The sequence below is a fragment of the Mycobacterium sp. 29Ha genome, from assembly GCF_032883055.1.
Lineage (GTDB): Bacteria > Actinomycetota > Actinomycetes > Mycobacteriales > Mycobacteriaceae > Mycobacterium > Mycobacterium gallinarum.
The window spans coordinates 60,860-74,485 of record NZ_JAMQTI010000009.1 but is presented as its reverse complement, the minus strand read 5'-3'; the positions used below and the strand labels follow the sequence as shown (position 1 = coordinate 74,485).

At 63.8% G+C, this 13,626-nt stretch carries 12 protein-coding genes; 6 read left to right on the top strand and 6 right to left on the bottom strand.

What is annotated here, in order from left to right; translation table 11 throughout:
- Nucleotides 1–6: 6 nt before the first annotated feature.
- The gene (locus M1248_RS13635) at nt 7–825 is read left to right on the top strand and encodes an enoyl-CoA hydratase-related protein (protein ID WP_163728706.1); all 819 of its coding nucleotides are present in this window, start codon (nt 7–9) and stop codon (nt 823–825) included.
- Between the two features lie 48 nt (nt 826–873).
- Here M1248_RS13635 and M1248_RS13630 read toward each other — a convergent pair whose 3' ends face one another.
- The 3 genes from M1248_RS13630 to M1248_RS13620 all read right to left on the bottom strand — a co-directional run bounded on the left by M1248_RS13630 (nt 874) and on the right by M1248_RS13620 (nt 5,127).
- Nucleotides 874–2,607 carry an FAD-binding protein gene (locus tag M1248_RS13630; protein WP_163728709.1) on the bottom strand — a complete coding sequence of 578 codons (1,734 nt, stop codon included), beginning with the start codon at nt 2,605–2,607 and terminating at the stop codon, nt 874–876.
- The gene (locus M1248_RS13625) at nt 2,601–3,962 is read right to left on the bottom strand and encodes an aromatic ring-hydroxylating dioxygenase subunit alpha (protein WP_317148706.1); all 1,362 of its coding nucleotides are present in this window, start codon (nt 3,960–3,962) and stop codon (nt 2,601–2,603) included. The genes M1248_RS13630 and M1248_RS13625 overlap by 7 nt, the downstream gene beginning before the upstream one ends.
- A gap of 100 nt (nt 3,963–4,062) precedes the next feature.
- Nucleotides 4,063–5,127 (bottom strand): amidohydrolase family protein, encoded by a 1,065-nt coding sequence (locus M1248_RS13620; RefSeq protein ID WP_163728715.1) that lies wholly within the window; start codon nt 5,125–5,127, stop codon nt 4,063–4,065.
- Between the two features lie 23 nt (nt 5,128–5,150).
- Between M1248_RS13620 and fadD1 the strand changes: the two genes are divergently transcribed.
- Nucleotides 5,151–6,728, top strand: coding sequence for a fatty-acid--CoA ligase FadD1 (gene fadD1 / locus M1248_RS13615; RefSeq protein ID WP_317148705.1), 1,578 nt, complete (start codon nt 5,151–5,153; stop codon nt 6,726–6,728).
- A 63-nt stretch (nt 6,729–6,791) separates the two neighbouring features.
- On the opposite strand, the gene M1248_RS13610 is transcribed toward fadD1, so the two are convergent.
- Genes M1248_RS13610 through M1248_RS13600 form a run of 3 tightly spaced genes read right to left on the bottom strand, consistent with a single transcriptional unit; the run spans nt 6,792 to nt 9,123 of the window.
- The gene (locus M1248_RS13610) at nt 6,792–7,019 is read right to left on the bottom strand and encodes a hypothetical protein (RefSeq protein ID WP_163728722.1); all 228 of its coding nucleotides are present in this window, start codon (nt 7,017–7,019) and stop codon (nt 6,792–6,794) included.
- A 51-nt stretch (nt 7,020–7,070) separates the two neighbouring features.
- Complete coding sequence (locus tag M1248_RS13605; protein WP_163728724.1) at nt 7,071–8,279, bottom strand: cytochrome P450; 1,209 nt, start codon at nt 8,277–8,279, stop codon at nt 7,071–7,073.
- Between the two features lie 10 nt (nt 8,280–8,289).
- Nucleotides 8,290–9,123, bottom strand: coding sequence for a mycofactocin-coupled SDR family oxidoreductase (locus M1248_RS13600; protein WP_163728727.1), 834 nt, complete (start codon nt 9,121–9,123; stop codon nt 8,290–8,292).
- A gap of 65 nt (nt 9,124–9,188) precedes the next feature.
- Here M1248_RS13600 and M1248_RS13595 point away from each other — a divergent pair, with 65 nt between their 5' ends.
- The 4 genes from M1248_RS13595 to M1248_RS13580 all read left to right on the top strand — a co-directional run bounded on the left by M1248_RS13595 (nt 9,189) and on the right by M1248_RS13580 (nt 13,603).
- A complete protein-coding gene (locus M1248_RS13595) occupies nt 9,189–9,785 on the top strand; it encodes a TetR/AcrR family transcriptional regulator (RefSeq protein ID WP_163728730.1) in 597 nt (198 codons plus the stop codon).
- A gap of 163 nt (nt 9,786–9,948) precedes the next feature.
- On the top strand, nt 9,949–10,377 hold the full coding sequence (locus M1248_RS13590; RefSeq protein WP_317148704.1) for an MmpS family protein: 429 nt from the start codon (nt 9,949–9,951) through the stop codon (nt 10,375–10,377).
- Nucleotides 10,374–13,283: an RND family transporter gene (locus tag M1248_RS13585; protein ID WP_163728736.1), complete on the top strand. Its 2,910-nt coding sequence runs from the start codon at nt 10,374–10,376 to the stop codon at nt 13,281–13,283. The genes M1248_RS13590 and M1248_RS13585 overlap by 4 nt, the downstream gene beginning before the upstream one ends.
- A complete protein-coding gene (locus tag M1248_RS13580) occupies nt 13,280–13,603 on the top strand; it encodes a DUF732 domain-containing protein (protein ID WP_083127171.1) in 324 nt (107 codons plus the stop codon). The genes M1248_RS13585 and M1248_RS13580 overlap by 4 nt, the downstream gene beginning before the upstream one ends.
- The last annotated feature ends 23 nt before the right edge of the window (nt 13,604–13,626 follow it).

The following is a 13,626-nucleotide window of genomic DNA, read 5'->3' as shown; positions in this document are numbered from 1 at the left end:
ACGGCAATGGAGCTGGAAGCGGTCATCTACGAACGCGAGCCGCCGATCGCGCGGATCATTCTCAACCGCCCCGACAAGGCCAACACCAAGGACGCGCAGCTCGTGCAGGAGGTCGACGCCTGCCTACGGGAGGCCGACCGCGACAAGGAGATCAAGGTCGTCATCCTGAAGGCCAACGGCAAGGGGTTCTGCGGCGGGCACGTCGCACGGTGGGGTCCGGACGAGAATCCCTATCCCGATTTCGGGGACACATTCGAAGATCTCTACAAGGGCACCGCCGACTTGTTCCTCTGGCCGACGCTGTACCTGTGGGAGTTCCCGAAGCCGACGATCTCGCAGATCCACGGCTACTGCATGGGCGGCGGCATCTATCTCGGCCTGCTCACCGATTTTTGCGTCGCGTCCGAGGATGCGTACTTCCAGATGCCGCTCGCGCAGAGCCTCGGCGAGCCCGGCGGCCACACCATGATCGAGCCGTGGCTGCTGATGAACTGGCATCGCACCATGGACTGGCTTCTGTTGGCGCCCACACTGTCCGCGCAGGAGGCTTTGGAATGGGGCCTGCTGAACAAGGTGGTGCCCCGCGATCAGCTCGAGGACACCGTCGAGGAGATGGCCCGCAAGATCGGCCAGATCCCGCTGACCACGTCAATGGCGGTGAAGAACAACGTCAAGCGGGCCTACGAGCTGATGGGTATGCGGGTGCATCTTCAGGTGAGCCACATCCTGACGAACATGGTCGGCGCAGCCACCGACGTTCAGGAGCGACGCCGTCTGTTGATCGAATCGGGCAAGAAGCCAAGAGATTTCATCGACGAAGCCTAGTGAATTCGGCGCGCAAACCGACCGCAGCGGTGCATCAGCGCGCCGAATTCACCCGCGGGCGGCGTGGCGGGCGGCGACGTACCCGAAGATCATCGTGTTGGCGATGCTGCCGCCGGCGCCCAGATAGTTCCGGCCCATCACCGTCGCGGTGATATTGCCTGTCGCATAAAGACCTTCGATCACCTGGTCCTGCTCGTTCAACACCTGGGCGTGCTCGTTCGTGATCACTCCCCCGCACGTCCCGACGTCGGCGGGAAACACCCTGGTCGCGTAGTACGGCGCTGAGTCGAGCGGTCCGACCGCGGCGTTCGGCTTGTAGCCCGGGTCACCGAGGCAGACGTTGTACGCCGACTGCCCACGTCCGAAGTCGGGGTCCAGGCCCTTGGCGGCGAATTCGTTGAACCGCTTGACCGTCTGCTCCAACGCGTCGGCTGGCACGTCCATCTGCCGGGCCAGATCGGCGATCGTCGAGGCCCGTTTGACCGCGCCCTGTTCGATCAGCGACTCCGACAGGCTGCGCTTCTTCAGCGGATTCGCCCCCGACACGTAGCGCCGGACATAACCCTCGTCGAACACCTGCCAGCAGGGCACCGCCTTGTTCGCGTACATCGCTTTGCCGACTTCGACGTAGGAGTTCGACTCGTTGCAGAACCGCTTGCCGGTGCCGTCGACGTAGATCGCGCCGGGGCGCTGCCGTCCAGATCCCAGCGATGCTGCCCCGGGATCCTGAATGAAAACCATTGGCAGCCACCATGCTTCGTCGAGCAGGTCTGTCTTCGCACCCAGCGCCATTGCGGTTTGCAGTACCTCGCCGGTGTCGCCGGCGTTGGCGATCGACCACTTGCCCTCGTTGGGCTGGTCGCCGCTGTACCGACGGCGCATGTCGGCGTTGCGGCTGAACCCGCCGGCGGCGAGCAGCACACCCTTGCGCGCCTCGATGTTCATCGTCGTACCGTCACGCGTCACACGCGCGCCGACGACCCGACCGTCTTCGACGATGAGGTCGTCCATGGCGGTGTCAGTCCAAATCGGCGGCTCGCCGCTTCCTCCCACTGACGGCCCGCCGTCGCCTCCCACTGACGGCCCGCCGTCGCCTCCCACTGACGGCCCGCCGTCGAAGTTCATCAGCGCCTTCAAGATCTGCCCGATCAGCGACGCACCGTTGGTCAGGATTTCGCGGTTTCGGAGGCGGGCTGCCCTGGTGCGCAGGAACACTCGCATCGCGATCGCAAACGCCCGGGGCGAACGGTTGAAGTACTGCACCGCGCGCAACTCGTTGGTCTTGATGACGAACCCGTAGTTCTTGGCCATCGAGGGCTGGACCTTGTCACTCCAGTCCCCGAGCTGCGCTGCGTCATAAGGGATGCCCTCAACTGAGCGCCCGGCGGCGTTGCCACCCTTGTGATTCGGGTAGTAATCGCTCCAACCCGGGCACCGTACGAGCCGGACACCGTTCTCGACAAGCAGGTTGATCATCGCGTTACCCGCGGTCAGGAATGTCTCACGGCGCGCGGCCGACGACGCCTCCCCGATATCGCCGACCACGTCATCGAAATAGGCCAGACCGTCCTCGTGCGAGTCGGCAATTCCGCTTGCACGCATCAGCGGGTTGTCGGGCAGCCATACCATGCCGCCCGACATTCCGGTCGATCCGCCGACGAGACTCTGCTTTTCGACCACCAGCGGTTCGATCCCCGCATCGAGCGCGGCCAGGGCAGCAACCATTCCGCCGCCGCCACTCCCCGCTATCAGTAAGTCGACGGACGCGTCCCAATTCACCATGCGCGAACCTTCTCCGACAGCCCGAGCTCGACGACGGGCACGTCGATCGTCGTATTGGTGCGCTGTATGGCGGGCACCAGCTGGTCGTACGGCAGGCCGGCGAGAAAGCCATCGATGACTCGCTCGAAGTTCGAGATCAGGCCCTCGATTTGGTTGGACAGCCGCATGTACTCGAATCCTTTGGCGTGCAGCCCCTTCTGCTGCCGGGGCAGATTCGAGAAGTCCTGGGCCGGAATCATCGGCCAGCTCGGATCGTCGGGAGCCAGCGGCTGTGGCGCGGTGGGCTTACCGGGCGCTCGATCGTTCGGGTAGCGGGTGAGCGACCAGACCTCGAACAGCGTCTCCTCCGGCCCCAGCGGACGAATGCGATACGACGACGCACTGCTGTACTGAGGAAGGATGAAGTAGTGCGGGAAGCAGAACCCGATCGGGTCGATGACGCGTCGCCGCTCCAGATCGTTCAGGTCGGGAAAATCGCAGTCGCGCGCCCTGTGCCAACTGGTGACCGCATCGTTGACCGCGCCGCGCCAGGTCGCCATCGCTTCGGCAGGATCGTCCGGGAGCGACATGTGTTGCAGGCCTTCGGCAATGCGGATGTCGTTCTCGTGCGTCATACCGCCCATGCCGGACCCCAGCGTTCGCATGAAATACAGGCTCGCCTGCACCACCGGATGCACTGACGACGAATCCGGGCTGTACGCCGACGGCAACAGCTGTGGGTGCGTCTGCGGGACGTGGTAGCCCTCCATGAAGGCCGCTGTCGCCAGCTTCCAATTCACGTGGAGCAGGCAGGATTTCCACCACTCGGTGCGTAGCGCCTCCACCTTGAATTCGTCGTGGCGGGACCCGAACGGCTCGATGCAGTCACGCAGCGGGGGCGCATCGTCGTCGAGATTGATCCACGCGCATCCGCCCCACAGCTCGCACCGCACCGGCGTGAGAGCGAGATCGTCGGCGTCGAGGTTGGCGTCGTCGAACATCTCGGAACGCAATACGAAGGTGTTCTTGCCGTCGAGTCCCCAGCACCACCCGTGGAACGGACAGACGAAGCTGCGTCGGGTCCCGCTACCCTCGACGAGCTTCATGCCGCGGTGCCGACAGGCGTTGTAGTAGGCGCGCACGGTGCTGTCATCGACACGAACGACGATGATCGACTGGTCGAGGATCTCGTATTCGACGAAGTCGCCGGGTTTGGGGATCTCCTCGAGGCGGCACGCCATCTGCCAGACCCGCGGCCAGAACAGCTGCGTCTCGAGCGCATAGAAGTCCTGGTCGTAATACCGCTGCTTGGGGATGCGATCCACGCTGCGCACCGCCCACGGCACCGGCAGCGGTGTCCACTCCACATCGGTCATGCACTCACCCCATCAAGCACCCGCAGCCAGTTTTCCCATCTTAGCAAAAATAGCAAGACGGGCCTGAAGCGCACAGCAACGGAGTTGAGATGCCGGCGGTTCAGTTCAGGGAGTAGAACCGCTGAGCATTCAGCCCGCCGATTTTCGCGCGGGAATCTTCGCCGATATCCGGCCGATTTCTCAAATGCTCTGTGCTGTGCGGCCATTCACCATCCCAGTGGGGATAGTCGCTGGCGAACATGATGAAGTCGTCCCCGAGGACATCGATGACACCGGGCAGAATCGGCTCCTCGGGCTCGCACGTCGTCCAGATATTGCCCGCCTGCAGATACTCGCCTGGGTCGCGCTGCCAGCCGCCGTCGATCCAATGGCCGCGCTTCTCGAAGTGTTCGTGCAGCCGGTCGATGAAGAACGGCACCCATGCCACCCCGGCTTCGAGAAATGCGACCCGCAGGTCGGGATGCCTGTCGAAGACGCCGCCGGAGATGAGCGCGGTCATCGCCGTCATCTGGTCGAACGGGAAGCTCACACAATGCACCTGGATGTAGTTGGTGAACCGGTCGATGCCCACTTTCGGCAAGTGCATGCCTGGGGCGCCGTGGATGCCCAGAGGCATGTCGAGTTCGACGGCGGCGGCATAGAACGGATCGAGGTCCGGATGGTCGAGGTTTCGTGTCTTCAGCGCCGGCGGGACGTGGGTCGCGACGAGTCCGAGGTCCTTGGCCTCACGCATCACGTCGATCGCCGCAGCGCCGTGTTCGATCGGGGTCACCGCGATTCCGCGCAACCGCCCACCCGACGAGCGGCAGTAGTCGGCGATCCACTGGTTGTACAGCCGCGCGAAGCCTGCCGCGAAATCGGCGTCTTCCAGCGTCGGCACGCACAGTCCCAGGCTCGGGTACAGCACCATCGTGTCGATCTGGTCGCGGTCGGCGTCCCCGAGCACGCCCTCAGGAGATGAGTAGTCGATGCCCGGCGCCGTCGACAGACCGTGTTCTCGGGGACAGCCGGCGCCCGGACCGTCGGACTCCGGGTAGTTGCGGCCCTCGATGACGAGGGCTCGTCCGTCTTCTCGGGGCACGATGAGTTCGGGCCAGCGCCGCATCGCCTCGACCGCAAGCGAAGCCCCCTCGGCAACATGACCGTCGGCGTCGATGATCCTCATTGGTGGATGCTAGAACTACCAGCATGCCAAGCGAGACCATCCAGCAATTGCTGCGCGAACGTGCGACGTCGGACTCCGTTGCGGTGAAGAACGGCGACGCCACGTGGACTTGGCGTGAACATCTGAGCGACGCGTCGGCCCGCGCCGCCGCACTGCTCGCCGTCGCCGACTACGACCGCCCCCTGCACGTCGGCGTCCTGATGGGCAACAGCCCGGAATTCTTGAACCAGATGGCTGCCGCGGGCATCGGCGGCTACGTGCTGTGCGGCATCAACTCGACAAGGCGCGGCGATGCGCTGGCGGCCGACATCCGGCGCGCCGACTGTCAGATCGTGGTGACCGATGCCGAACATCGGCCGTTGCTCGACGGTCTCGACCTCGACGGAGTGCAGGTCCTCGACACCTCGACCGACGACTGGGCGCGGATGCTCGAGTCCGCCGGTGACCTCAAGCCCTTCCGCGAGGTCGAACCGATGGACACCTACATGTTGATCTTCACGTCGGGGACGAGCGGCAACCCGAAGCCCGTGCGGGTGTCGCATTTCATGGTGTTGATGTCGGGCCAGGCCCTCGTCGAGAAGTTCGAGGTCTACGAGGACGACACGTGCTACCTGTCGATGCCGCTGTTCCATTCCAATGCGTTGGTGGCGGGCTGGGGCGTGGCGCTGGCCAGGGGCGCGGCGATGGCGCCCGCGAAATTCTCGGCGTCGAGCTTCGTCGACGACATCCGCCGCTACGGCGCCACCTACATGAACTACGTCGGCAAGCCACTGGCGTACATCTTGGCCACGCCCGAACAACCCGGCGACGCGGAGACAACGTTGCGCATCGCGTTCGGCAACGAAGCCAGCGACCGGGATATCGAAGCGTTTCAGCGGCGCTTCGGCTGCACGGTGTGGGACGGCTTCGGCTCTACCGAGAACGCCGTCATCATCACCCGTGAGGAGGGCACGCCGAAAGGCTCACTCGGCAAAGGGTTTCCGGGGGTGGCGATCTACAACTCCGAGACCGTCGCCGAATGTCCGCCGGCACAGTTCGACGCCGACGGTGCGCTCATCAACGCCGACGAGGCGATTGGTGAACTCGTCAACACCGACGGGCAGGGTTTCTTCACCGGTTATTACAACGCCGACGATGCGACCGCCGAGCGCATGCGACACGGAATGTACTGGTCGGGCGACCTGGCCTACAAGGACGCCGATGGGTGGATCTATCTCGCCGGACGCAGCGGCGACTGGTTACGGGTCGACGGTGAGAACATGGCCGCCGCCCCGATCGAGCGCATTCTCATCCGGTTGCCCGAAATCAACCTGGTCGCCATCTACGCGGTGCCCGACGAAAGCGTGGGCGATCAGATCATGGCGGCGATCGTGCTCAACGACGGCGCCACCCTGACACCCGAGGATTTCGAGGCCTTCCTGGCCGCGCAGTCCGACCTGTCGCCCAAGGGTTGGCCGCGGTATGTCCGTATCGCGCGCGAGTTGCCGACGACCGCGACGCACAAGGTGCTCAAGCGCGAACTTGCGGCGCAGGGCCCCACCGCGGGTGACGGGGAACTCTGGGTCCGCGAGCTCCGAGGCACCCGTTACACGCGCGTCTAGAACGCGATTTGTGCACGCTTACGAGCGCTCACCGCGCCTAATCGTGCACAAATCGCTCGGAGGCTAGTACTGGCCGAGCGGGCGGCAGAAGTTGGTGATCGGGTTCCAGTACTGGCCGGGCGCACAGTTCAGCGGCACCGCGTTCTTGCAGGAATTAGAACCCGGATCCCAGTACTGCCCGGGCGGGCAGTTGATGGGTTGGGGCTGTGCTGTGGCGCCGGCTGCCGTTGCTACCGCGAAGATCGGAGCGCAGAGAGCCGCGACGATTGCCGAACGAAGTAACTTTGACATGCTTGTTTTCGTGCCCCATAACGGGCGTTTTCAAACCGACTGCAATCCCGGTCAGCCCACGACGATTCGCAGCTTTTCCCAGCCGCGAACGGTCGATGTCGGTGCCAGCTGAGCGGTTTCGTAGTCGATGCCCCACTCCGGCCACCGGTTGAGCAGCTCGTCGAGCGCGACACGTCCCTCGAGCCGGGCCAGGTTGGCGCCCAGGCAGTAGTGCAGACCCTTGCCGAATGTCAGGTGTGAACCGCTGCGGTGGATGTTGAACGTATCGGGATCCTCGTAGCGCTCCGGATCGCGATTGGCGGCCCCGAAGAGCAGCAGCATCGCGCTGCCGGCAGGCACCGTTTGTCCGTAGGCCTCGAAATCCTTTGCCATGTAACGGGCTACGTGCGGTCCCGTCGGCTCGAAGCGCAGGGTCTCGTCGATCGCGGGGATCAGCAGCGACCGGTCGTCCGCGATCTCGCGGCGCTGATCCGGATGCTCGGCCAGCACCTTGGCCAGCCAGCCGATGAGCCTGCCAGTCGTCTCGTTGCCCGCGCCCGCGACCACCTGTGTGTAGTGCAACACCTCCTTGCGATGCAGCTTGCGCGTCACGCCGTCCTCGTCGGTGAACTCGACGTTGAGCAGCGCCGTCATCAGATCGTCGGACGGGTTTTTCGACCGCCACTCGACGTAGTCGGCGTACATCCTGCCGTCGGCGATCGCGTCGGCCTTGGCGACCTTCATCGGCGCACCCGGTTTGGTCCGCAGGTTGGCGTCATTGCGGTCCCGGAAGCCGACCTGATCGGATTCGGGGATGCCCAACAGCATCCCGATCACCCGCATCGGCATCATCGCGGCGAGTTCGGCCACGATGTCGAAGCTCTCGGAACCAACAAGGGGGTCAAGGCAATTGATGCAGTAGTTGCGGATCTGATCCTCGATCTCGGCCATTCGCCGCGGCGTGAAAACCCGCGACATCAACCCGCGCAGCATCGTGTGGATCGGCGGGTCCTCGAACATCATCACGCCCTTGGGCATGTCGAAATCCGACTTAACCAGTTCGAGGATGTCGCTACGCTGATTGGAGAACGTCTCCCAATTGTTCAGGGATTTCTCGACGTCGACGTAGCGCGACAGCGCCCAGAAGTCGTAGCGCTCGTTGTAATAGAGCGGCGCCTCCTCGCGCAGCCGCGCATACGTCGGATACGGGCTCGCCACGATCTCGACGTCGTAGGGGTCGTAGTACACCTGGGTGTCATTGGCTGGATTTTTCAAGGCCACGTCTACTCCCCTATTTCAGAAGGCTGCCGGCGTCGACGGGCAGGGTGACGCCGGTGATGTATCGGGCTTCGTCGGAGGCCAGGAACAGCACCGCGTTGCTGATGTCGACCGGCTCGACCCACGGGATCGGCAGGAAGTGGAACGATTGGCAGATCGGCGCCAGGTCGTCGGGGCCCGGGTTCTCCAGGTCGGGCCGGAACAGTTTGTACGTGGGCTCGTTCATCAGCAGCGGCGTGCAGACATGGGTCGGGTGCACGGTGTTGACGCGAATGTTCTTGGCGCCCAGTTCGACTGCGAAGGTCCGCATCAGGCCGACGACCCCGTGTTTGGCGGCGATGTAATGGCCGACCTGAGGGTAGGCCTTCGTGCCGCCGACCGAGCTGGTGATGATGATCGAGCCGCTGCCGCCGGCCAGCAGGTGCGGCACCGCGGCCTTGACCGTCTTCCACACTCCCCCGAGGTTGATGTCGATCGTCTCGTCCCAGATGTCCTCGCGCATCTTGTGCAACTTGACGCCGGTGGTGCCGATGCCGGCGTTGGCGACGACGATGTCGAGCCCGCCGAGCTGTTCGACGCCGCTGTCGAGCGCGGCCTTCAGCGCGTCGTAGTCGCGGACGTCCACCTCCGCGGTCACGATGCGACGATCCAGATTCTTCACCATGTCCGCGGTCTCGGCGAGGTCCTCGGGCGTGGCGGCGGGCGCCGTCGAGTCCTCGAAGCCCCGGCAGATGTCGATCGCGATGATGTCGGCGCCCTCCTGGGCCAGCCGCACCGCGTGACTGCGGCCCTGGCCGCGCGCCGCGCCGGTGATGAACGCGACCTTGCCGTCTACCCGACCAGCCATCCAGACGCTCCTCGATTGTTGGGCGACCCATTGTTGGGCGATCGCCCAACATCTAGACTGCGGCCATGTCTAGCAGCACCACAGGTGAGCGGTCAAGAGGTGGACGCACGTCGGCGACTCGCGATGCGCTGATCAAGGCGACTGCCCAAGTAATGCTCGAGGAGGGCTACGCCGCGGCAACGTCGCGGCGGGTGGCCGCGAAGGCCGGCGTCAAGCCCGCGCTGGTGCACTACTACTTCCCGAGCATGGACGATCTGTTTCTCGCCGTACTGCGTGACGGCGCCGAGACCAATCTCGAGCGCCAACGCCAGGCCCTCGCCGATGACGAACCCCTACACGCACTGTGGCGCCTGAACAGCACCCACGGGGCACGGCTCTTCATGGAGTTCATGGGTCTGGCCAATCACCGCAAGGAGATCAGGAGTGAGATCGCGGCCTATGCCCAGCGATTCGGCGACGTCGAGGAAACCGCGGTCACGCTGGCGATGCGCGCCCACGGCATCGACATGGAGGCCTTTCCGCCGGTGGTGATGTCTATGATCGTCACCAGCCTGGCACGGATTGTGTTGCTGGAGCGCGGGCTCGGCATCACCCGAGGTCACGACGAGGCCGAAGCCTTCATCACGCGGTATCTGGAGCAATTCGAACTGCCCGCATTGTGACGCCGGTCACACCGCCGAGACGGGGGTGGGCAGCAGCACAAAAACTTGAGATAACCTGTGCCGGGTGAGAACTTATACGGGCTAAGTTACGCACACTGATGACAGCGACGGATACGGAACTCGAGGGCGCATATATGGGTGGCACGGGTCGGGGGCGATCGGCATGATCGGCCTCGCCAAGAAAGTCTGGATCCCGATTGTCATCGTGATCGTGGTGGCCGTTGCAGGGTTCACCGTCCACCGCATCCGGACCTTCTTCGGCGCTGACGGCATCATCGTGACCCCGAAGGTCTTCGCCGACGATCCTGAGCCCTTCGACCCCAAGGTCGTGAAGTACGAGATCTTCGGCACTGGCTCATACGCGGACATCAACTATCTGGATCTGGACGCCAAACCTCAGCGCATCGACGGGGCCGGGTTGCCGTGGTCACTGACGCTGCAGACCACTGCGCCGTCGGCGGCCCCGAACATCGTCGCCCAGGGCGACGGGTCCTCGATCACGTGCCGTATCACCGTCGATGACGAGATCAAAGACGAAAGAACGTCGAACGGCTTGAACGCACAAACCTTCTGCTTTGTTAAATCCGCATGAGCGCGCCCACGAACGAGACACCAACCGACGCGTTCCCACGCCCCAATCACGCTGCGAGGCCGTTCATCCCCCGGATGATCCGCGCCTTCGCCATCCCGATCATCCTGGGCTGGATTGCCGTGATCGCCGTGCTGAATGTGGTCGTGCCGCAGCTGGAAACGGTCGGCCAGATGCGAGCGATCTCGATGAGCCCGGATTCCGCGCCGTCGATGATCGCGATGAAGCGCGTCGGGTCGGTGTTCGAGGAGTTCAACTCCGACAGCTCGGCGATGATCGTGCTGGAGGGCGACAAGCCCCTCGGCGAGGACACGCGCGCCTACTACGGCGAGATGGTCAAGAAGCTCGAAGCCGACACCAAGCACGTGCAGAGCGTTCAGGACTTCTGGAGCGATCCGCTGACCGCCGCCGGCGCACAGAGCAACGACGGCATGGCCGCCTACGTCCAGGTCTACCTCGCGGGTAACCAGGGCGAGGCGCTGGCCAACGAGTCGGTCGAGGCCGTGCAGAACATCGTCGACGGCATGCAGCCACCACCGGGCGTCAAGGCGTTCGTCACCGGTCCGGCCGCGCTGGCCGCCGACCAGCACATCGCCGGCGACCGCAGCATGCGCATGATCGAGGCCGTCACGTTCACGGTCATCATCGTGATGCTGTTGCTCGTCTACCGATCGATCGTCACCGTGCTCTTGACGCTGGTCATGGTGGTCCTGCAGCTGTCGGCCGCCCGTGGTGTGGTGGCCTTCCTGGGTTACCACGAGATCATCGGACTCTCGACCTTCGCGACCAACCTGCTGGTGACGCTGGCGATAGCCGCCGGTACCGACTACGCGATCTTCCTGATAGGCCGATATCAGGAGGCGCGTGCCGCCGGCGAGGACAAAGAGCAGGCCTTCTACACGATGTACCACGGGACGGCCCACGTGGTGCTGGGCTCCGGCATGACCATCGCCGGCGCCACCTTCTGCCTGAGCTTCACCAGGTTGCCGTACTTCCAGTCGCTCGGCGTGCCACTGGCGATCGGTATGACGGTCGGGGTCCTGGCCGCACTGACGCTCAGTGCCGCGATCATCACCGTGGCGAGCCGGTTCGGCAAGACGCTCGATCCGAAACGCGCGCTGAGGGTGCGCGGATGGCGCAAGATCGGCGCTGCCGTCGTGCGGTGGCCCGGCCCGATCCTCGTGGCGACGATCGCCCTGTCGCTCGTCGGGCTCTTGACCCTGCCCGGGTACCGCACCAACTACAACGACCGCAATTACCTGCCTGCGGACCTGCCCGCGAACGAGGGCTACGCGGCGGCGGACCGGCACTTCTCCCAGGCCCGGATGAATCCCGAGCTGCTGATGATCGAGAGCGATCACGATCTGCGCAATTCCGCCGACTTCCTCGTGATCGACAAGATCGCCAAGGCGGTGTTCCGGGTTCCTGGCATCTCGCGCGTGCAGGCGATCACCCGGCCCGACGGTAAGCCCATCGAACACACGTCGATCCCGTTCCAGATCAGCATGCAGGGCACCACCCAGCAGATGAACCAGAAGTACCTTCAGGACCGCATGGCGGACATGCTTGTCCAAGCCGATGAAATGAATAAGACGATCGCGACGATGGAGAGGATGTCCGCCCTCACCAAGGAGATGGCGGCAACGACACACTCCATGGTGACGAAGATGAAGAGCATGACTGTCGATGTGGCCGAACTGCGGGACAACATCGCGAACTTTGATGACTTCTTCCGGCCGCTTCGCAATTACTTCTACTGGGAGCCGAAGTGCTTCAACATCCCGGTCTGTTGGGCGCTGCGGTCGATTTTCGACACCCTTGACGGCATCGACATCATGACCAAGGACATCCAAGAGCTGATCCCCGATATGGAGCGCCTGGATCAGTTGATGCCGCAGATGGTCACGTTGATGCCGCCGATGATCGACACGATGAAGACCATGCGGTCCATGATGCTGACGATGTATGCCACGCAGAAGGGCATGCAGGATCAGATGGCGGCGATGCAGGACAACTCGTCGGCGATGGGCGAGGCATTCGACGCGTCGATGAACGACGACTCGTTCTATCTTCCGCCGGAGGTCTTCGACAACGCCGAATTCAAGAAGGGCATGGAGAACTTCATCTCCCCCGACGGCAAGTCGGTGCGGTTCATCATCGCCCACGACGGCGATCCGATGACGCCAGAAGGCATCGAGCGGATTGATGCGATCAAACAGGCGGCCAAGGAAGCCATCAAGGGCACTCCGTTGGAGGGGTCGACGGTCTACCTGGCCGGCACCGCGGCGGTGTTCAAGGACATGTCCGACGGCAGCCTGTTCGACTTGATGATCGCGGCGATCGCGTCGCTCGGCCTGATCTTCGTGATCATGTTGATCATCACCCGAAGCGTGGTCGCGGCCGCCGTGATCGTCGGCACGGTGGTGATCTCGTTGGGCGCCTCGTTCGGGCTCTCGGTGCTGATCTGGCAGCACTTGATCGGCATCGAATTGCACTGGATGGTGCTGGCGATGTCCGTGATCATCCTGTTGGCGGTCGGCGCCGACTACAACCTGCTGCTGGTGTCCAGGCTCAAAGAAGAGCTTCATGCCGGCATCAACACCGGCATCATCCGGGCGATGGGCGGCAGTGGATCGGTCGTGACGTCGGCCGGCCTGGTGTTTGCTTTTACCATGATGTCAATGGCGGTCAGCGAACTCACAGTCATCGGACAAGTCGGAACCACCATCGGACTGGGCCTGTTGTTCGATACCCTTGTGATCCGGTCGTTCATGACACCGTCCATCGCAGCATTGATGGGCAAGTGGTTCTGGTGGCCACAACGAGTGCGAGCACGACCGGTGCCGTCGCCGTGGCCCAAACCGCCACGGCAGATGGCACAGGTAGGCCCGGAGGGAGGACAGCAGTGAAGCGTTTGTTAGCCGGAATCGGTGCCGTCGCAGCAGCATTGGTGCTTGCGGCGCCCGCGCACGCCGACGTGGACACCGATTTCACGAACGAGCTGCACATCTACGGCATCTACGGGCAGAAGGACTACAACGCCTGGATCGCCAAGATCACCTGCAAGCGGTTGAACAAGGGCGTAGACACCACCGCGGCCCAGTCGGCCAAGTTCGTCCACGATCAATTGGTGAAGGACACCACCACCGAGCAAGCGTGGCAGTTCCTTGGAGCTGGTTTGCGCCTGTACTGCCCCGACAAGCTGCCTCTGCTCCAAGCCGGGCAGTAGCGAGGAGAACGAAGTGTTACGCA